This is a genomic window from Flavobacterium ginsengiterrae, assembly GCF_039539785.1.
Classification (GTDB): domain Bacteria; phylum Bacteroidota; class Bacteroidia; order Flavobacteriales; family Flavobacteriaceae; genus Flavobacterium; species Flavobacterium ginsengiterrae.
In genome coordinates, this window is the sequence record NZ_BAABDU010000003.1 from 789,073 (window position 1) to 811,181 (window position 22,109).

13 protein-coding genes are annotated in these 22,109 nt (G+C 32.2%); 6 read left to right on the forward strand and 7 right to left on the reverse strand.

Annotated elements, in window-relative coordinates:
- Positions 1–4: 4 nt before the first annotated feature.
- Both sufB and ABD859_RS06345 read right to left on the reverse strand, forming a co-directional pair.
- Positions 5–1,453 carry a Fe-S cluster assembly protein SufB gene (sufB, locus tag ABD859_RS06340; RefSeq protein WP_207298284.1) on the reverse strand — a complete coding sequence of 483 codons (1,449 nt, stop codon included), beginning with the start codon at positions 1,451–1,453 and terminating at the stop codon, positions 5–7.
- A gap of 63 nt (positions 1,454–1,516) precedes the next feature.
- Positions 1,517–1,846, reverse strand: a complete 330-nt coding sequence (locus ABD859_RS06345; protein ID WP_012023267.1) for a HesB/IscA family protein — start codon at positions 1,844–1,846, stop codon at positions 1,517–1,519.
- A gap of 375 nt (positions 1,847–2,221) precedes the next feature.
- Between ABD859_RS06345 and ABD859_RS06350 the strand changes: the two genes are divergently transcribed.
- Entirely contained in the window at positions 2,222–3,148 is a 927-nt protein-coding gene (locus tag ABD859_RS06350; protein WP_345141772.1) for a hypothetical protein, read from the forward strand.
- An 82-nt stretch (positions 3,149–3,230) separates the two neighbouring features.
- Positions 3,231–4,088: an MBL fold metallo-hydrolase gene (locus tag ABD859_RS06355; RefSeq protein ID WP_345141775.1), complete on the forward strand. Its 858-nt coding sequence runs from the start codon at positions 3,231–3,233 to the stop codon at positions 4,086–4,088.
- A 75-nt stretch (positions 4,089–4,163) separates the two neighbouring features.
- Here the strand turns inward: ABD859_RS06355 and ABD859_RS06360 are convergent, their stop codons facing one another.
- Both ABD859_RS06360 and ABD859_RS06365 read right to left on the reverse strand, forming a co-directional pair.
- Positions 4,164–7,334: a T9SS type A sorting domain-containing protein gene (locus ABD859_RS06360; RefSeq protein WP_345141778.1), complete on the reverse strand. Its 3,171-nt coding sequence runs from the start codon at positions 7,332–7,334 to the stop codon at positions 4,164–4,166.
- A 185-nt stretch (positions 7,335–7,519) separates the two neighbouring features.
- Positions 7,520–10,333 (reverse strand): LamG-like jellyroll fold domain-containing protein, encoded by a 2,814-nt coding sequence (locus ABD859_RS06365; RefSeq protein ID WP_345141781.1) that lies wholly within the window; start codon positions 10,331–10,333, stop codon positions 7,520–7,522.
- 241 nt (positions 10,334–10,574) lie between these two features.
- Here ABD859_RS06365 and ABD859_RS06370 point away from each other — a divergent pair, with 241 nt between their 5' ends.
- Positions 10,575–12,209 carry a S8 family peptidase gene (locus ABD859_RS06370; protein ID WP_345141784.1) on the forward strand — a complete coding sequence of 545 codons (1,635 nt, stop codon included), beginning with the start codon at positions 10,575–10,577 and terminating at the stop codon, positions 12,207–12,209.
- A gap of 63 nt (positions 12,210–12,272) precedes the next feature.
- The gene (locus ABD859_RS06375) at positions 12,273–14,153 is read left to right on the forward strand and encodes a M1 family metallopeptidase (protein ID WP_345141787.1); all 1,881 of its coding nucleotides are present in this window, start codon (positions 12,273–12,275) and stop codon (positions 14,151–14,153) included.
- Between the two features lie 60 nt (positions 14,154–14,213).
- Here ABD859_RS06375 and ABD859_RS06380 read toward each other — a convergent pair whose 3' ends face one another.
- Entirely contained in the window at positions 14,214–15,419 is a 1,206-nt protein-coding gene (locus ABD859_RS06380; RefSeq protein ID WP_345141790.1) for a DUF418 domain-containing protein, read from the reverse strand.
- A 171-nt stretch (positions 15,420–15,590) separates the two neighbouring features.
- Complete coding sequence (locus ABD859_RS06385) at positions 15,591–16,529, reverse strand: L-threonine 3-dehydrogenase (RefSeq protein WP_345141793.1); 939 nt, start codon at positions 16,527–16,529, stop codon at positions 15,591–15,593.
- 418 nt (positions 16,530–16,947) lie between these two features.
- On the opposite strand from ABD859_RS06385, the gene ABD859_RS06390 reads away from it, so the two are divergent.
- Together ABD859_RS06390 and mfd are read left to right on the forward strand one after the other, a co-directional pair.
- Positions 16,948–17,559 (forward strand): hypothetical protein, encoded by a 612-nt coding sequence (locus ABD859_RS06390; RefSeq protein ID WP_345141795.1) that lies wholly within the window; start codon positions 16,948–16,950, stop codon positions 17,557–17,559.
- Positions 17,552–20,917 (forward strand): transcription-repair coupling factor, encoded by a 3,366-nt coding sequence (gene mfd / locus ABD859_RS06395; RefSeq protein WP_345141798.1) that lies wholly within the window; start codon positions 17,552–17,554, stop codon positions 20,915–20,917. Before ABD859_RS06390 ends, mfd begins: the two co-directional genes overlap by 8 nt.
- A 69-nt stretch (positions 20,918–20,986) precedes the next feature.
- Here mfd and ABD859_RS06400 read toward each other — a convergent pair whose 3' ends face one another.
- The gene (locus tag ABD859_RS06400) at positions 20,987–22,078 is read right to left on the reverse strand and encodes a hypothetical protein (protein WP_345141801.1); all 1,092 of its coding nucleotides are present in this window, start codon (positions 22,076–22,078) and stop codon (positions 20,987–20,989) included.
- Positions 22,079–22,109 lie beyond the last annotated feature (31 nt).

Below are 22,109 nucleotides of genomic sequence, written 5' to 3' on the forward strand. Positions count from 1 at the left end.
TTTATTATCCTACAGAACCTTCTAAAGAAATCTCTAATAATTTTTGAGCTTCAACAGCAAATTCCATTGGAAGTTTGTTCAATACATCTTTACTGAAACCATTTACAATTAAGGCAATCGCTTTTTCAGTCGGAATACCTCTTTGGTTGCAATAGAAAACCTGATCTTCTCCAATTTTACTTGTCGTTGCTTCGTGCTCAATTTTTGCTGATGGATTTTTACTTTCAATATATGGGAAAGTATGCGCACCGCAATTGTTACCCATTAATAATGAGTCACATTGAGAAAAGTTTCTTGCATTTTCTGCTCTTGGCGAAATCTGCACTAAACCACGGTAGCTGTTTTGTGATTTTCCAGCCGAAATACCTTTAGAAATAATAGTCGATTTAGTGTTTTTTCCTAAATGGATCATTTTAGTTCCGGTATCAGCCTGCTGGAAATTATTGGTAACGGCGATAGAATAAAATTCTCCAACCGAATTATCTCCTTTCAATACACAAGAAGGATATTTCCAAGTTACAGCAGAACCAGTTTCAACTTGTGTCCACGAAATTTTAGCGTTTGTTTCGCATAAACCTCTTTTAGTTACGAAGTTGTAAACCCCGCCTTTTCCTTCTTTGTTTCCAGGGAACCAGTTTTGAACTGTAGAATATTTAATTTCAGCATCATCCAAAGCGATTAATTCAACCACAGCGGCGTGCAATTGATTTTCGTCACGGCTTGGAGCTGTACATCCTTCAAGGTAAGAAACGTAACTTCCTTCATCGGCAATAACCAAAGTTCTTTCGAATTGTCCAGTTCCCGCCTGATTGATTCTGAAATATGTTGAAAGTTCCATTGGACATTTTACGCCTTTTGGAATATAACAGAAACTTCCGTCAGAGAAAACTGCTGAGTTTAACGCTGCGTAGAAGTTGTCTTTTTGAGGAACAACGGTACCTAAATATTTTTTTACTAATTCTGGATGTTCTTTGATAGCTTCAGAAATCGGACAGAAAATAATTCCTTTTTCGGCCAAAGTTTTCTTGAAAGTTGTAGCCACAGAAACAGAATCGACTACAATATCCATAGCGATATTGTTCATCTTTTTCTGTTCGTCTACAGAAATTCCAAGTTTTTTGTACATCTCTAATAATTCTGGATCTACATCATCCAAAGTTTTGTTAGGATCTACAGTTTTTGGAGCTGAATAATATGAAATTGCCTGAAAATCTGGTTTTTCATAACTAACGTTTGCCCATTCCGGCTCAATCATTTCTTTCCATGCACGGAAAGCCTCAATGCGCCATTCGGTCATCCATTCAGGTTCTTCTTTTTTAAGCGAAATAGCTCTTACAATTTCTTCGTTTAAGCCAATAGGGAAAGTTTCAGATTCTATATTGGTATAAAATCCGTATTCATATTCTTTGGTTTCCAGTTCGATTTTTAAATCGTCTTCGGTGTATTTGCTCATTGTTTTTTTATTGAAAGACTTAATTATTTAAATCTTTAAATTTTGCAATCGTTTAAATTAATTTTAAAGCGAAAATGATTCTCCGCATCCGCAAGTTCTGCTTGCATTTGGATTGTTGAATACAAATCCTTTTCCGTTTAATCCTCCTGAAAATTCTAAAATTGTTCCGGCTAAATACAGAAATGATTTTTTTTCAACTGCAATTTGTATGTCGTTATCTACGAATATTTTGTCATCTTCTCCTTTGGTTTTGTCAAACTTTAAATCATAAGACAAACCAGAGCATCCACCGCTTTTTACGCCTACTCTTACGTAGTCGCTTGCGGCGTCAAAACCATCATCAGTCATCAAGTCGATGATTTTCTTTTTGGCTGTATCAGAAACCTTTATCATTGTTTATGGTATTTGTTTTTAAAAGATCATTTTAATTTGCATTTGAATAATAATCAAATTATTACACAAATTTTAAATGCCAATTTCAATGTTGAAATGAAATTGCCTGCAAAGATACGACTTAAAAACCTTTTTCCATAACGGTTCACATTATTATAACAAATGTTAAAATAGATAGAAGTTATTTTGTCATAAAAAACAGAAATGCAGTCTCTTTTGTTTTACAATTGTTATTTGGTTTGAAAGAAAAGTTTTATTTTTGTGTAAAATGTTGATTTTGTGATGGTTAAATCTATATAAAATGGTAAAAAACAGTATTTCTACTTGTTGAGTGGAATAAAATAATACTATTTTTACAGGAAATTGTGAGAAATCATGAAGAAAAACTACACAAATGAATGGTTAAGAGCATTTTTAGCTATATTTTTTATTTTAGGAATAGGAGCAACATTTTTTTTGTTTAGTAATGAACTAAAAGAAAGTGCCGAAAAAGCTAAAATACTCACCAAAAAAAGCAAATTTACTGGGCCGAGTAATGAAACTCTCGCTCAAAAAAGAATACTCGATTCTTTAAATGTTTTAAAATTAGAATATGATGTGGCCATTCTCGAAAAAACATCATTATCGCAGCAATTAGAGCTTGAACGTAAAAATGTACAAAACCTAATGGAGATTATCAGGGTTTCTAAAAATCCTTCTGTGGCACAAATACAAATTTACAGAAAACAGCTTTTGGATTTAAAAACGACATTATCAGCTAAAATTGTCGAAATTAAAAGTTTAAAATCTCAAAATAAAAGTCTGCTTACAGAAATAGAAAGCCAAAATGTGGTTATGTATCAGCAAAAAAGAGAGAATGATACCTTGATTTTGAATCAAAAGAAATTAGAATCGACCATAAAAGATGCTTCCAGACTTTCTCTAAATAATTTTAAAGTAATTGGACTTCGCGAAAAAAAATCAGGCAAAGAGTTTGAAACTGAAAAAGCAAAAAACACCCAGAAATTAAAAGTAAGCTTTTCAGTAAATGGAAATTCGATTGCTAAAACCGGTAAACGAGTTTTCTACATTCAGGTTTTAGATCAAAAAAACACTGTTATGGGGGAGAATAAATTAATAGAATTTGAAAATGATAAAGCTTTGGTTTACAGTTTTATGGTTGCTGTAGATTTTCAGGGTAAACCTGTAAATGTTTATGGAGTTTTGAATTCTGATGGAAATGAATTTAAAAAAGGAACTTACTTTGTTAACTTTTTCGACAAACAAGAAATCATGGGAAGTGCTTCTCTGACTTTAGAATAGCATTGTTTACGTTTTTAATAGAAATTAAGGCAAAAGAAAATTGGATTTCCTAGCTTTGTTTTTCATTTAGAAATTTATACTCATGAAACTTTATCCAATAGAATCAGGAAATTTTAAATTAGACGGCGGTGCCATGTTTGGTGTTGTGCCCAAAACAATTTGGAATAAAACCAATCCGGCAGATTCGAACAATTTAATTGATATTGCAGCAAGATGTCTGCTTATTGAAGATGGAAACCGTTTGATTTTGATCGATACCGGAATGGGCGACAAACAATCAGAAAAGTTTTTTGGATATTATTCGCTTTGGGGTTCTCATTCTATTGATAAATCGCTGGCTGAATATGGTTTTAACCGAGACGATATTACAGATGTTTTTATGACACATTTACATTTTGATCACTGCGGAGGGAGTGTTAAATGGAATTCTGATAAAACATTTTATGAGCCGGCTTTTAAAAATGCAAAGTTTTGGACAAATGAAAATCACTGGAAATGGGCAGTAAAACCAAATGCTCGTGAAAAGGCTTCTTTTTTGACAGAAAATATTATCCCAATGCAGGAAAGCGGCCAATTGAATTTTATTGAAAAACCTGAAGGCGATTTTGGTTTTTCAAAAGAATTAGGATTTGGAATTTTCTATGCAGATGGTCATACCGAAAAACAAATGATTCCGCATATTCAGTATAAGGATAAAACAATTGTTTTTTGCGCTGATTTATTGGCTACAGCCGGACATATTCCGCTTCCATATGTAATGGGATATGATACAAGACCGCTTTTAACTTTAGATGAAAAAGCAAAATTTTTAAATGCCGCAGCGGATAAGAATTATTATTTGTTTTTAGAACACGATGCTCATAATCAAATTATAACGGTAGAGCATACAGAAAAAGGCGTCCGTTTAAAAGAGGTTTTTACCTGCGAAGAAATTTTTTAATAATGATAATTCAGATATAAAAAAATCCCATTTTCAATTTAGAAAATGGGATTTTTGTTTTTACTAATTTTTCGATTATTCTATGATTATTTTTTTTGCCGTAGAAGCATCTCCATTTATTAAATAGATATAATAAATTCCTTTTGGTAAACCAGATAAATTAATGCTGTTGTCTGTATTGTCAGAATTTAGATTAAATGATTTTACAAGCTGTCCTAAAATATTGTAAACATTAGCCTTATCTAAAGAAACATTGTTGATGTTTAATTCACCTTTGGTTGGGTTTGGATAAACTACTACTTTGTTGAAAACAGAATTTTCAACACCCAAAGTGGTACAATTTGAAGAATAAACGGTTTTGGCGTCCTTTTTATTCGACCAATTTGCATTTGAATAATTTTCATCATCTACGTTAATACAAGCTAGAGTATTGTTTGTGAAATTAGAATCAGTCAGATCAAAATTTTTATTATTCCCATTTTTCAAATTCAAATATCGCAATTCATTATATTGACAATCAAATTTATTTAACTTAACATTTTTAGTTAAATCTAAAAAATTTAGTTTATTATTATTACAAATAAAGTTCGCTAAGGCCAAGTTGTTAGTCATTTCTAATCTTTCTAGGTTATTATTATTGCAAATAAAAGTCACTAAGGCGGAGTTTTTACTCACATCTAAAGTTCTTAGTACATTGTTATCACAGTTTAAAGTCTTTAAAGCTTGATTATTAGTTATGTCTAAAGTCGTCAATTTATTATAAGAACAATTTAAATTTGTTAAGGCAGTATTAAAACCCAAATTTAGATTTAGAACATCGTTATTACTTAAATTTATATAAGTTAGGGCTGTAAGGTAATATACAGTGAGTCCTTTTAATCGATTTGTGTTGCAATCTAAATAAGTCAAGAATGTATTTTTGTAAAGATTCAAACCTTCAAAATCATTTTTGGGACAAAACAAAGTAGTTAAAACAGTATTTTCCGTTAAATCAATATTAGAGATTTTATTTGAACCGCAATCTAAGTATGTTAAAGATGTAAAGTCTTCAATTCCTGTTAAATCTGTAATATTGCCAGACGACACATCTAATGATTTTAGCGAAGCTATATTGGTTGTAATTACTTTTCCATTTTTACCATCAGTATCAATTCCCATATCTATCAATTTTTGTTCAAAAGCGGGATCAGGGATAAGAGTATAAGGAATGTTTTCACCACTGCAGTTTGAGTTGTAAAAAGCTTTTGGATCTTTATTAGGACCCCAACTCGAAGTGCTATAAGCGTCAACATTAATACATGTTAAGTTTGGATTGTCGATAAAGTTACGTTTACTCAATCTAAGGTTATTACCATTTTTTACATTCAGGTTAAACAGATTGTTAGAGTTGCAATAAAAAGTAGTTAGAGAAGGATTATTTGAAACATCAAGATTCAATAACTTATTATTGGAGCAATCAAAGTAAGTCAATTTAGTATTCTTCGAAACATCTATCTGTGACAATCGATTATCAGAACAATTAAGATAAGTAAAATCAGGATTATGAGGAATTTCTAAACTAGTCAAAGCATTATAACGACAGTCTAGTTCAGTCAGCTTTAAATTATTTTTTAGATTTAAATCTCTTAGAGTTAGGCCAATGCAATATAGAATTTTTAAATTAATATTCTTAGAAACATCAAGAAAATTTAATTTAAAATTAGATGAACAATCTAATGTTGTTAAAGCAATATTTTTTGAAATATCTATTGAAGACAACTTATTATTACTACACTTTAAGGAAGTTAATTCAGTAAAATCCTCAATTCCTGTAAGATCTGTGATGTTTTTGGAAGATAAATCAAGAGTTTTCACAGAAGAAATGTTTGCTGTTGGTACTTTTCCAGCAAAATAACCTGAATCTATTCCGAGGTTTATTAGTTCTAGTCGAAATCTTGGATCAGGAATAGCGGTGTACAGCCCATCACAAGCTAATGCATAAGTAGCCCCAGATTCTTTGTTTCCCGTCCAATTTTTATTTGAATAGACTATGTCATCTACAGTGATACATTTCAAGTCATTATTTCCAGAAAAACTTAAATGATAAATAGAATTCCAATAAAAAGCGTTATTATTTCCATTTTTTACATTTAAACTTGTTAGGGAGTTGTCTGTACAATATAAAGATGTCAAAGCTGTGTTTTTTGAAGCATCCAGACTTGTTAGTAAATTCTTTGAGCAATCTAAAGTGATTAATGCAGTATGTTTTGTAACATCAAGACTTGTTATTAAGTTCTTTGAGCAATCTAAAGTGATTAAGGCAGTATTTTTTGAAATATCAAGACTTGTTAATTTATTAGATGCACATTGTAAATTGGTCAAACGTAATTTTTCAGAAACATCAAGATTGGTTAGGCTATTATTATTACAAGTAACAGTAGTTAAAGCTGAATTTTTAGAAATGTCAAGGTTTGTCAGCAAGTTGTTCTGGCAATTTAAAGTAACTAAGGCAATATTTTTAGTCAGATTTAAAGTCGTCAATTGTTGACCTTGACAAATTAGGAATGTGAGGGCTGTGAAATCTTGAATTCCAGTTAAGTCTTTAATAAGACCATTACCACTTCCAGTGATATTCAAAGAAGTTAGTGTAGAAATACTAGATGTCAGAACTTTTCCGTCTGTTGTACCGGAGTCGATACCAAGAGCTATCAAGTTCTTTTCAAAACTCAAATCTGGAATAAGGGTATATTGTTCTGTTCCTTGAGCATAAACCTGCACATGATCGATATTTGCGTTAAATCCGATGTTGTCAACAGTATTTAAAGAAATACTTAAATCATAAGATAAATTTTGATCTGGTGTAAAAGTAGTTTCAACGGTTGTCCAGTTATTATTTTTAGCAAAAATGCTATTTGAAAGTGTTGTCGAACTTCCGTTTTTACTAACGTTTAATACAATTGGGTGAGAACTGTTATAATTGCTGCTTAAGTATTTATATTTGAATTTAACAATATAAGTAATTCCGGCTTTTAAAGGAACTTGTGTTGTAATTTTTGGAATTGAAGCATTGCTTGTAAAAGATAATTTTACGCTATTAAATCCTTCCCAATACTCTGCTGTGTTTTGAGTAACATTATTTTGAGTTGTCCAATCGGGTAATACTGTGGTACTTGTCCACTTTTCAAACCCACCGTCTGGAACTAAATTGGTCTGTGCATAAATTGAAAAATTCGCTAATAAAAGCAATAAAAGTAGTTTTGTTTTCATAGAAAAGGTTTAGAGTTCGACCGAACAAGTGTAGAAAATTTAAACGGATATTCCTTACGTGAAACCGTAAAGCGCGTGTTTATTTTTCCAGGATATTTTATAATTCAAATTGACTTTAATAATTAAAAAATCCCATTTTCTGTAAATTGAAAATGGGATTTTTTTATGGTTTGGGTGATTAAAAATTATTCTACAATTATCTTTTTAACAGAAGCATTATTACCATTTATTAAGTATATATAATAAATTCCTTTTGGCAGATCAGATAAATTAATGCTGTTGTCTGTATTGCCTGAATTTAGAGTAAATGATCTTACAAGTTGACCTAAAGTATTATAAACATTTGCTTTTTCTAAATTTACGTTTTTAATATTTAACGCTCCTTTGGTTGGATTTGGATAAACAACAGCCTGACTAAAAATAGATTCATCTACACCTAGATTTTTGCAGGTATTAGAATAAATTGTAGACGATTCTTTGATATTTGACCAGTTTGCATTTGAATAATTCTCATTATCAACTTGTATACAGCCAAGAGTTTTAAGTCCTAAAAAGGAAGTGTATAATGCTGAAACTGATTTTTTACCCGTATTTGACGGCAGAATAAAGTTAGCATTGTTTCCATTTCTCAGGTTTAAAGAAACCAAAGGATTATTAACCACATATACAATTCTAAGTTTAGTGTTTTTAGATACATCTAATGTGGTAAGCTGGTTTGAAGAAGCGTTTAAAGTTTCAAGAAACAAATTACCGCTTAAGTCAAGAGAAGTAATTTGATTATTGCTCACATCTAAAGATGTCAAGGACGTAAAATATTCAATTCCAGTTAGATTTTTAATATTACTATTCGAAAGATCTAAAGAGGTTATTGAGCTTATGTTTGCGGTAGTAATTTTTCCGTTTAAACCATCTGTATCAATTCCTAAATCAATTAGCTTCTGTTCAAAATTTGAATCTGGAATTATGGCATAGATTACTTCGCAGTTTGTGTTGTAAGCTGCTGTTGCATCTTTTATAGATGCCCAATTTGCATTAGCATATGTAACATCATCAACTTGAATGCATGTCAAATCAGGATTGTTAGAAAAATTAGATGTTTCACTATAGAATTTTTTATTGTTTCCATTTTTTAAATTCAGAGTTCTAAGCTTGTTTTTTGAACAATCTAAAGTATCTAAAAGAGTATTTTTAGATAAGTCTAAAGAAGTTAGTTCATTTCCAGAAACATTTAATCCTTTAAGTGAGGTAAAACCGCTTATTCCAGTTAAGTCTTTTATAGCATATTCCCCAACGTATAAATGGTCTATTTTAGAGATGCTGGTATTCAATACTTTTCCATTTTTACCATCCTTATCTATACCTAGCATAATTAGTCGTTCTTCAAAATTACTATCAGGAATTAATGTGTATTCGTCTAGACAGTTTGTGCTGAAAGTTGCACCAGAATCCTTATAAGAAGCCCAATTTGCATTGAAATAACTAATATCGTCAACCTGAATGCAGCTCAGATTTGGATTGTTTTTAAGATTTAGATAGGCAAGTTTAGCATTGGTTCCATTCTTTAAATTTAGACTTGTTAATTGATTAGAGTTAGCATATAAACCAACTAAGGCCGTATTTATGCTAACATCCAAAGTGGTTAGTAGATTTTTTGAACAGTTTATAAATTCTAACACTTTATTTTTGCCGACATTCAAATCTTTTAATTGATTAGACTGACAATACAGCTCTGTTAATGTAGTGACTTTAGAAACATCCAAAGAGGTTATTTTATTTTCACGGCAGTCCAAAAGAGTTAAAGACGTATTTGTACTTATATCTAAAGTGGTTAATTGGCTGGTATTACAGCCCAAAAATGTTAAAGCAGTATTTTTACTTATATCCAAGGAAGTATATTGGTTTGAGCCGCAATCTAGCTTTGTTAAAGCTGTATTTACTTTGACATCTAACGAGGTTAATTTATTAGCATAGCAACTTAATTCAGTTAAAGCAATATTATTACTTATATCTAAAGCTGTTATCTGGTTATTATTACAATCTAAAATAGTCAGCGCAGTATTCTTGCTTACGTTCAATGTTTTTAAAGTATTCTGACCGCAATACAAATTAGTTAAAGATGCAAAGTCTTGTATTCCTGTCAAGTCAGAAATAGCACTTTTACTAACATCTAAGAAAGTTACCTTCTTGATATTAGATGTCAACACTTTTCCATCAACAACTCCGTAATCAAGACCAAGATTAATTAATTTTTGTTCAAAATTAGCATCTGGAATTAAGGTATATTTTGGCTGTTCACCAGGAATATACATAGCCGAAATTTCCTCCGGAGTCAAAACACGATTCCAAATACCAATGTCATCAATTGTTCCTTTAAAAGCTTCATTAATATTGTCTCCAGAAATCCTCTGACCAATTCTAAAAATACTACCAACAGTATTTAAATTCACAGTACTTGCATCTACAAATTTACCATTTACAAATATTGAAAGCTTAGTTCCGTCATAAGTAAGAGTAAAAAAATACCAATCATCATTTACGTAATTAAAGTTATTGATGTAAAAGCCCCCAGCGTTAGGTCCAGTCACCATTTGTAGATAACCTTTTGAGTAAAGGGAAAGATTTAGTCTTTGTAATGAAGTTAATTTTCCAGAATCAAAAATAGAAACATCAATTTTATTGGGTTCAGAAAACGTATCATTTGTCTTAAACCATCCTGATATTGTTCTTGAAGTATTTCCATTTGGAAGATTCGCTATAACAGCGTCAATAAAACTATTTACACCATTAAAGCTATAAGCATTGTTTGTATTTCCAAATCTGTCAGTTGTTAAAACAGCTGATGTAACATTGCCGTTAAACGCATTTCCACTAATATCATTTGCATTTCCATTAAACTGATAATATGCAATTAAACCATTTGCAGGAACATAAGAAGGAAGGGTTTGAGCAAGAGTTGATAAACTGCTGATAAGCAGTAATAAAAGTAGTTTTGTTCTCATAGGCTGGTTTGTATTTTTAGCAGTACAATAATACAACATTGAATCTTAATTTTATTACGCGAAGGCGTACTTTAATAACAATATTTTACGAGTTAGAATAGGCTGATATTGTTTAAGAAAAATCTGTTTTGAACGGAATTTTTAACCAAAATTTCATAACACAGTGTTAACAGTTAGCTTTTTGTAACAAAAAAGCATAATTTAGACCCATCTTTTAACTTTACAATTATAATTAAGATACATGAGTCATATAAAACCTCTTAAATTATCTGCTTTTGCACTATTGGTTTTAGCAGGATGCAGCGCTACTGTACAAGCGCAGGTTTCAACTTCAAAACAGTTTATTACAGCGCCGGCGGCAGTTGTAAAAAAAGCTCCTGTCAGCGAAAATGAATTAAAAAGATGGAGTCATCTGGATTTAATTAAAGATTCTATTCCCGGAATGAGCGTTGATAAAGCTTATGCTGAATTACTACAGGGTAAAACAGGTAAGAAAGTTATCGTAGGTATTGTAGATTCTGGTGTTGATATCGAACACGAAGATCTAAAAGGAATGATCTGGACAAATCCTAAAGAAATTCCAGGAAATGGAATCGACGATGATAAAAACGGATTTATAGATGACGTAAACGGTTGGAACTTCCTTGGAGATGCTGTTCATGAAAATCTTGAGATGACACGTATCATTAAAAAAGCCGATGATGGTTCTGCACAATATAAACAAGCTTTAGAAGAATACACAAAGAAGTATGAAGAAGCTTTACAAGGCAAAGAAAGAATTGACTTTTTATTGAATGCACATAAAACAATAAAAAAAGCTGTAAATAAAGATAAATACACTCTTGAAGATTTAAAATCTATTACATCAACAGATCCTGAGGTTTTAAGCAGCAAACAAGTAATGACTCAAATTCTATCGAATACAGGACCAACCTTTGATCCTGAAGCTGAATTTGAAGAATACAGAGAATACGTTTACGATCAGTTAAACTACAATTTAAATAAAGAATACGACGGAAGAAAAATTGTAGGCGATAATCCTGATGATATTAAAAACACACGTTACGGAAATAACGTTGTTTTTGGTCCGGATAAAGAAAAAGCACTTCACGGAACTCACGTTGCCGGTATTATTGCGCAGATTCGCGGTAATAATTTAGGTGGAGACGGAGTAGCAAACAATGTTGAAATTTTAACAGTAAGAGCTGTTCCGGATGGAGATGAGTACGATAAAGATATCGCTTTGGCAATTCGTTACGCAGTTGATAACGGAGCAAAAGTAATCAACGGAAGTTTTGGAAAAAGCTTCTCTCCGCACAAACAATGGGTTTACGATGCTATAAAATATGCAGCCAAAAAAGATGTATTAATTGTTCATGCAGCAGGAAACGACGGATACAATATTGATGAAACAAAAAACATCAATTATCCAAATGATGCAGAAGATAACGTTAAAGAATTTGCAGATAATGTTATTACAATTGGAGCGATTAATAAATCGTATGGAGAAAATGTCGTAGCTTCATTTTCTAACTTCGGAAAAATAAACGTTGACGTTTTTGCTCCGGGAGAAGAGATTTACGCAACAGTTCCTAATAATAAATACAAATATTTACAAGGAACTTCAATGGCGTCTCCAAATGCAGCAGGTGTTGCAGCATTAATTCGTTCATACTATCCAAAATTAAAAGCAGCTCAGGTTAAAAAAATCTTAATGGATTCTGGAGTAGCACTTCCTTCAATGGTTGTTTTAGGCGAAAGCGAAAATCCGGGAGAAAAACCTACTGCTGTTTCTTCTGCAGAATCATCAAAAACAGCTAAAATGGTAAATGCTTACAATGCTTTATTAATGGCTGAAAAGATGTCAAAAAAATAATAAGAATACACTATTAATCCAATGGAAGGGCGTAAGCTCTTCCATTTTCTATTACATATAAACATGCGAAAAATTATTTTACTTTCATTCCTGAGCATGGGTTTCAGCTCAGCATTTGCACAAAGCGCTCCGTATTGGCAGCAACACGCCGACTACAAAATGGAGGTTTCGATGGATGTAAAAAACTATCAGTACAAAGGAAAACAAGAATTGGTTTATACCAATAATTCTCCTGATACGTTGAGAAAAGTATTTTATCATTTGTTTCCAAATGCATTTCAGCCTGGAAGTGAAATGGATGCACGTCTGCACTTTATAAAAGATCCTGACGGAAGAATGGTGAATAAAATAAAAGGTGCCGATGGAAAAGATATTAAGCAAAGCCGAATTGAAACTTTAAAACCAAATGAAATTGGATTTCTAAAAATCTCTGATTTTAAACAAGACGGAGTTACGACACAAACAAGAGTTTCAGGAACTATTCTTGAAGTAACTTTAGCAAAACCAATTTTACCAAATTCAAAAACTACTTTTACATTAGATTTTGATGGTCAGGTTCCCGTTCAGATTCGTCGTTCTGGAAGAAACAATTCTGAAGGAGTAGAGCTTTCTATGTCACAATGGTATCCAAAATTAGCCGAATTTGATTTCGAAGGATGGCACGCAGATCCGTACATTGCGAGAGAATTTCACGGTGTTTGGGGTAATTTTGATGTAAAAATTACAATCGATAAAGATTACACAATTGGAGGTTCAGGATATTTACAAGACAAAAATTCAATTGGTCACGGTTACGAAGATGCTGGTGTAACGGTTACGTATCCAAAAAAAGCAAAAACACTTACATGGCATTTCATCGCGCCAAATGTACATGATTTTACATGGGCTGCAGATAAAGAATATACACATGATATTGTAAAAGGACCAAACGATGTAGATTTGCATTTCTTCTACAAAAACAACGAAAAAACAACTGCAAACTGGAAACAGTTAGAGCCGTTAATGGTAAAAGTTATGGATTATTACAATCATAGAGTAGGTCAGTATCCGTACAAACAATATTCATTTATTCAAGGCGGCGACGGCGGAATGGAATATGCAATGTGTACTTTAATGCTTGGTAACGGAACTCTTGAAGGAATTCTGGGAACAGCAACTCACGAATTAGGACACTCTTGGTTCCAGCACATTTTAGCTTCAAATGAGTCTAAACACCCTTGGATGGACGAAGGTTTTACAACTTATATTGAAGACAGTGCTTTAAATGAATTAAAAGGCGATAAAAAAGAAGTAAATCCGTTTAAAGGAAATTACAATGCTTATTACAGTTTGGTAAATTCGGGTAAAGAACAGCCACAGACAACTCACGGAGATCGTTACGACGAAAACCGTCCGTATAGTATTTCTTCTTACATTAAAGGAAGCCTTTTCCTTTCGCAATTAGAATATGTAATTGGAAAAGAAAATGTTGATGCTACTTTAAAAAGATATTTCAACGATTTTAAATTCAAGCATCCAACTCCAAATGACATAAAAAGAAGTGCAGAAAGAGTTTCAGGAGCTGAGTTAGACTGGTATTTAACAGATTGGGCACAAACAACAAATACAATTGATTACGGAATTAAAGATGTGGCTGATAACGCAGGAAAAACGACTGTTTCTTTAGAAAGAATCGGAAGAATGCCAATGCCTATAGATTTAAAAGTAGATTATACTGACGGAACTTCAGAAACATTCTACATTCCTTTAAGAATGATGAATTTCATCAAACCAAATCCAAATCCTAACGAAAAAAGAACCGTTTTGGATGACTGGGCTTGGGCACAGCAAAACTATAGTTTTACAATTGATAAAAACAAAACGTCAATCAAAAAAATCACTATCGATCCAAGCGGATTAATGGCAGATGTAAAACAAGCCAATAACGTTTTTGAAGTGAAATAATCAAAAACAAATTTTTAAAGAAAAGCCCTTGAGAATATTTTTAAGGGCTTTTTTTATGATTTATGTCAGCGGTGTAATTTCTTTCTCAACACTGTGCTGTGCAGTTTCTTTTTTAAAAGGAAACATTTTTCTGTAACTCAATACTCTCCAAAGCCATTCAATAGGGCCGTAATTGAATTTAGAAAGCCACCATTTACTAATAAATAACTGAATTATAAATACTGAAATGGCAAGGAAAAAATAAAACCAATACGGCAGATTATTATAAATTTTCAGTCCAATTCCAGAAAAAAGAAAGGCAGCGAGAATATTTTGCATCATATAATTGGTCAAGGTGATTTTGCCGCTTACTCTGAAATATTCAAAAAGAGTTTTCAGTTTTCCATTTGTATAAAGCAATGAAATTCCAGATGCAATAAATAGCATTGTATTTATGATGATCCAGAAAACAGGATGGAAATAAGGGAATTTTATTTTGTAATGAATAGCAATTTCAAAAAGAACACCAGAAGCTATCGCTAAAATGAATGTGACGATAATTATCTTTTTCAATAATTTTTTGAATTCAGGCAAGCGATTAAAAAAGTTGATTTTTTGCAGATAAAAACCAAAAAGCATTAAAGCAAACATAACAACATGAACCGTAACAGCGTAGGGAAGACTAATCATTTCCTGATAATAAGTGCCAAGCAAATTAAATTGAAACAAATCAATCCAATTTCCAGAATAAAATAATTTTAAATAAGTCGCAGTCGATTGTACATTTGGCAAGGTCTGTTTTATTGTATTAATGTACGCCATAAGAAACGGAACACATAAAAGTAGTGCTATAGAGTTTCTTAAAATTGTTTTTGGAGAGCTTTTGTAAAATAATAAAAGCAATAAACCCAAAAAAGCATAATCTTTTAAAATATCGCCAAGCCAAAATGCCGAATTTATAAAAGCAAGAATAAAAAGTATAAACATTCTCCAGGTAAAAAAGAGAACAGGATTTTTACCTTTTTCTGCAACATTATTGATTAGAACAGCAAATCCATACCCAAATAAAATGCTTAACAAAGTCCAGGATTTGGCCGAAAAAATATATAGATTGGTATAACTTATTACTTGAGAAAAAATGCCTTTTTTCATAATCCATTTTTCCATTCCAATGTATCTGAAATCAACATAATTACCAATTACGACTCCCAATAACGCCCAGCCTCTTAAAATGTCAACAATTGCAGTTCTTTTATTTTCCTGAATGGGTTGAAATGAATTTGTCATGTGGTTATTTTTTGTGGTGTTTTATAATTAGTATTGAATGACTTTTGAAATCAAAAGCAAACCAAATGTAAGAAAATAGAACAATTGTTTTTATTTGCAGAAATATATTTTCATAAAAAAAGCAGTTACTATAAAATAACTGCTTTTTTAAATTATAAAGACTTTGAGATTTTAACTTAAGTGCTCAATCATATCTTTTGTCATAGATTCCAAATCAAATTTATGATTCCATCCCCAATCTTCTCTTGCAGAAGAATCATCAATACTCGCTGGCCAACTGTCCGCAATTTTCTGACGGAAATCTGGATTATAAGTAATCTCAAAATCTGGAATATGTTTTTTGATTTCAGCAGCAATCTCAGTTGGAGTAAAACTCATAGCTGCTAAATTGTATGAAGAATGAATTTTAATTTCCTCAGCTGGTGCCTGCATAATATTGATTGTTGCGTCGATCGCGTCATCCATATACATCATTGGCATTTTGGTTTCAGAAGATAAAAAGCATTGGTATTTTTTATCGGCAATAGCCTTGTAGAAAATATCAACTGCATAATCTGTAGTTCCGCCGCCCGGAGGCGTAGACCAGCTTATTAAACCTGGATAACGAATACTGCGAACATCAACACCGTAAATATTATGATAATATTCGCACCATCTTTCTCCTGATTGTTTACTGATTCCGTAAACCGTTGAAGGTTCCATAATCGTATATTGAGGCGTGTTTTCTTTTGGAGTTGTAGGTCCAAAAACGGCAATACTCGAAGGCCAGAAAATCTTCTGAATCTTTTTGGCTTTTGCTAAATTCAAAACATGAAAAAGCGAATTCATATTTAAATCCCATGCAAATGCAGGATTTTTTTCGGCAGTTGCAGACAAAAGTGCCGCCATTAAATACACATCGGTAATTTTATGAACTTCAACTAAATGTTCGATTTGGTTAAAATCTAAAGCGTTAACTACTTCAAAAGGTCCGGAATTTACAACATCAGTATTTAATTTTCGAATATCAGATGCAATTACATTTTCGGTTCCGTATAGTTTACGAAGTTTTTGAGTCAGCTCTGTTCCAATTTGGCCACAGGCGCCAATGATTAATATTTTTGGGTTCATTTCTTTAGATTTAGTATTGCAAATATAACGTTTTCGCAAATATCCCGTATTTTTATAACATTAAATTATAAAATTAATAATTATAAAGATTGTTTGTTGGATTATTCTCGAATTGAAAAATTAATAACAGGATATCATTTAATATATTTAACCGCAAAGCGCGCAAAGATTTTATTTGCATTATGGTTAGAAACACAAAGTTCGCAAAGCTGTTTCAACATATAACTTTTGCGAACTTAGTATTTTTATAAACTTCTTAATTTAAAAATCTTTGTGTGCTTTGCGGTTAAATTTCTCAGATACAATCCAGCTGTAAAAAGAGACAAAAACACACGACTGATTTATAGAATCTTTAGCAAAAATCAGAATTCGTAATTGTAAATTTACTTCGTAACTTTGCGGTCTAACATTTTATGAAATGAAATATAAAGCTGCGCTGTTTTTAATCTTAATTTTTGTTATTCAATCGTGTCAGAATGAGAACGAAAAACGTCTTGCTGAAAATGCGAAAGAAGCTAAAAAGAATGCTAAGATTTTTAACAATATAAACAAAGCATGGATTTTTATTGATGAGCCTATAAATGAGGTTTCAGAAGAAAATATAAAAACATGGGCTGAATGGCGCGATTTTATAAAAGAAATTGGTGATAAACCAAGAAAGACAATTGGAGCGTTTCAAAAAAAATCTACTGCCATTTCAAAAAAAGCAATGGCGCTGAATAACAGTATTCCTTCTCAATTTGATCAGCCTGCAATTAAAAGCAGAATATCTGTTTTAATAACTAAAATTAAAATGATGGATTTGTTTATTCATTTAAGTCAGATTCCAGATGATAAAGTGGCTTTTTTAATTGGAGAAATCAACAAAGAATTAGTTTCTCTGGAAAGACAAATGGATAAAATTGTAGAGCGAAGTAAGATTCCAAAAGAGCAGGGCGAAGAAGATTTTCTTAGAATGTTAGACACAACGCGTGCGATTCCAAACGCATCATCAGTACCAATAGACCCAAATATACCAAGAGTTGAGTAAAAACGCATTATATACTATATACGATAATCTGCCAAAAGCACAGCAGATTGCTTCGAGCTTACTGGAAGGAAATCAGGTAAAAATGAATATCAGCGGATTGTTAGGATCTGCTGTTTCATTTATTATCCGTTCTGTTTTCAAAAAAACCGAACTGCCATTTCTGATTGTTTTAGACAATAAAGAAGAAGCTGCTTATTATTTAAACGATTTAGAGCAGATGATTGGAGAGCAGGACGTATTGTTTTATCCTGCTTCATTTCGTCGTCCGTATCAAATCGATGAAACTGATAATGCCAACGTATTGCTTCGTGCTGAGGTTTTAAATAGAATTAATTCAAGAAAAAAACCAGCCGTAATTGTTACCTATCCGGAAGCACTTTTTGAAAAAGTAGTTACCAGAAGAGAACTCGATAAAAACACTTTAAAAGTCGCTTTAAACGATAAAATTTCGATAGATTTTATCAACGAAGTTTTGTTCGAATATGAATTTAAAAGAGTAGATTTCATTACAGAACCGGGAGAATTTTCTGTTCGTGGAGGAATTGTCGATGTGTTTTCTTTTTCAAACGATCATCCGTACCGAATTGAATTTTTTGGAAATGAAGTCGACAGCATCAGAACCTTTGATGTTGAGACACAATTATCCGTAGAAACACATAAAAAAATCGCGATTATCCCAAATGTAGAAAACAAATTGTTTCAGGAAAATCGTGAAAGCTTTTTAGATTATATTGCCGAAAAAACTGTTCTTTTTATCCAGAATACCGAAGGACTTTTTTCTCAATTAGACAAACAATTTGCCAGAGCAGAAGAAGCTTTTGAGAAACTTTCGAAAGAAATAAAACACGCCGCACCGGAACAATTATTTTTAAATCAGGCTTCTTTTATAAAGCGTTCGTTAGATTTTTCTGTTGTAGAATTGGCTTCAAGGCCAGTTTATAAAACCACTAAGAAATTCGAATTTCATATTCAGCCTCAGCCATCGTTCAACAAACAATTTGATTTATTGCTGAATAATCTAAGCGATAATCATTTTAACGGATACGTAAATTATCTGTTTTGTTCGAATGAAACTCAGGCGAAACGTTTTCACGATATTTTTGAAAGCTTGGATGAAGCCAATTCAGAAAATATCCGCAAACAATATCATACCATTGTATTGCCTTTGTACCAAGGTTTTGTTGATGAAGAAAATCAAATAACAGCTTATACAGATCACCAGATTTTTGAGCGTTATCATAAATTCAACATCAAAAACGGCTATTCTAAAAAGCAGAATATCACTTTAAAAGAATTAACGGCACTTTCTGTGGGCGATTATGTAACGCACATTGATCACGGAATTGGGAAGTTTGGCGGCTTGCAGAAAATTCAGGTTGAAGGAAAAACGCAGGAAGCCATAAAGTTGGTTTATGCTGATAATGATATTGTGTATGTGAGCATTCACTCGCTTCATAAAATCTCAAAATATAACGGAAAAGACGGAACGCCTCCAAAAATATACAAATTAGGTTCGAACGCCTGGAAGGTTCTGAAACAGAAAACAAAAGCACGTGTTAAGCATATTGCATTCAACTTGATTCAATTGTATGCAAAACGACGATTAGAAAAAGGTTTTCAGTTTGCGCCTGACAGTTATCTACAGAACGAATTAGAAAGTTCGTTTATTTATGAAGATACGCCAGATCAAATGAAATCGACGGCAGAAGTAAAAGCCGATATGGAAAGCGATCGCCCAATGGATCGTTTGGTTTGTGGTGACGTTGGTTTTGGTAAAACGGAAGTTGCTATACGTGCCGCTTTTAAAGCCGTTGACAACAGTAAACAGGTTGCGGTTTTGGTTCCGACCACAATTTTGGCGTATCAGCATTATAGAACTTTCTCAGAACGTTTAAAAGATATGCCGGTTTCAATAGGTTACTTAAACCGATTTAGAACAGCAAAACAAAAAACGCAAACCTTAAAAGATTTAGCCGAAGGAAAACTGGATATCGTTATTGGAACGCATCAATTGGTAAACAAAAATGTAGTTTTTAAAGACCTTGGTTTATTGATTGTCGATGAAGAGCAAAAGTTTGGTGTAAACGTAAAAGATAAACTTAAAACGATTGCTGCGAATGTCGATACACTGACATTGACAGCAACACCGATTCCGAGAACTTTACAGTTTTCATTAATGGCGGCGCGAGATTTATCGGTAATCACAACGCCTCCGCCAAATCGTTATCCGATTGAAACGAATGTGGTTACTTTTAATGAAGAAATTATTCGTGATGCGATTTCATATGAAATTCAACGAAACGGACAGGTTTTCTTTATCAATAACCGAATCGAAAATATAAAAGAAGTCGCAGGAATGATTCAGCGTTTGGTTCCAAATGCAAGAGTCGGAATCGGCCACGGACAAATGGACGGCGCGAAATTGGAAGAATTGATGCTTGGTTTTATGAACGGAGATTTTGATGTTTTGGTGGCAACCACAATCATCGAAAGCGGATTAGACGTTCCAAATGCCAACACGATTTTCATCAACAACGCCAATAATTTCGGATTATCAGATCTGCATCAAATGCGCGGTCGCGTTGGTCGAAGCAATAAAAAGGCATTCTGTTATTTCATTTGTCCTCCGTATTCGTCAATGACCGAAGATGCCAGAAAACGTATTCAGGCGCTGGAACAATTCAGCGAATTAGGAAGCGGTTTCAACATTGCGATGAAAGATTTGGAGATTCGTGGCGCAGGAGATTTATTAGGCGGAGAACAAAGCGGTTTCATTAATGAAATTGGATTTGATACCTACCAAAAAATCATGAATGAAGCGATTGAAGAATTGAAGGAAAACGAATTCAAAGATTTGTATCCGGAAGAAAATGATATTGATACAAAAGAATACGTAAAAGACATTCAAATCGATGCCGATTTCGAATTATTATTCCCGGATGAATATATCAATAACGTTTCAGAGCGTTTGGTTTTATATAACGAATTAGGAGCGATAAAAGACGAAGCTGGTTTACAAGAATTCGAGAAAAAATTAATTGACCGTTTCGGACCACTTCCAAAACAAGCCACGGCTTTATTAAACAGCATCAGAATAAAATGGATCGCAACAAAAGTCGGAATCGAGAAATTGGTCTTAAAACAAGGCAAAATGATTGGTTATTTTGTTTCAGATCAACAATCTGATTATTACCAGTCTGTGAAGTTTAGAAATGTTTTAAACTTTGTTCAAAAGCACAGTAATCTTTGCAAAATGAAAGAAAAACAAACTGTAAATGGCTTACGTTTATTGTTGACTTTTGAAAATGTGAAGTCTATTAAACGGGCTTTGGAACTGATGGAATTGTTTGAGGAATAGATATTAAAAACCTTCAAGAATTAAAAAAAACTGCTCTATGAAAATTTTTATAGAGCAGTTTTTTTTACACTATTTCTTTCTGGCTGTTATTTCCCAGTTTTCCACTTGTTTTGGATTATAGCGTCTTTCGATATTAATACTCATGGACAATTGCTTTAGTTTTTTATCATATCGTTCTTTATCAGCATATACTGTAAATACTAAATTATTGTCAACAGTAATTTCTTTTTGGGTCTTCAGTTTATTCTCGCTGTAATATTTAATTATCGGATTGATGTTATTAGCAAATTGTGTATTCTTGGCTAAAAACTCAAGTAATGAAACTGTTTTATCTTTAAAAAAATCAACTTCATTGAGTTCACTGATTAATGCGGGAATTGTTATTTCTAATTGTAATAAAGGATTGTCACAGCCTGATAAATCTGCGTGAATAAGAGTGTCTTTTGTTCTGTAAGTTTCACTGATAGTTTCAGTATAATTGTGCATTTCGAGATTTCTCTCTCTTCTAGAAATGTTTGATATATCATTAAAAATGGTTTTGTTTTCCAGAGAAGCTAATTTACATTTAGATAAATAAGAGCCTTCATATAGATTGCCATTTTGATATGTAAATTCTAGTTTTATACTATCATAAGGTCCGTCGTTATTATTATATGCTCTAAAATTTTTCATAGCAGAACACGTTAGTTTCTTTGCTTTATATTTAAATTCATCTAAATTATTATATGAAAATGGGGCATACTCTAAAATTTCTTTTTTTTCTTTGATGTTTAAATTATCTTCCATAATAACAAACATAAGATCTGAACCAGACATTCCATCAGAACTAGCTCGTACGATATAATCCGTTATTCCATCATCATTTAAATCATCAGAAGTAAAAATAGAATAATAAATGTACGATCTGTTTCCTGCTTCATCTCTAAATGATAATTCATACGGATATTCTTTAAGACCTACCGACCATTCACCATAGTTTTTCAGATTTTCGTGCATTAATTTTTTTAATACTTCTGTTTCAACTGTTGAAATCGGGATTACTTTTTTAGCCTCATTTATTTTTTCAGTATGTTTTTTGGGCAATGTTTTCTTCTTTTCAGGTTCCTGTTTACAGGATATTAAAAATGTAAATAAAAAAGAGTAAATAAGTAATTGTTTCATTATTATGTTTGGTTCTTATTTAAATTCTGTG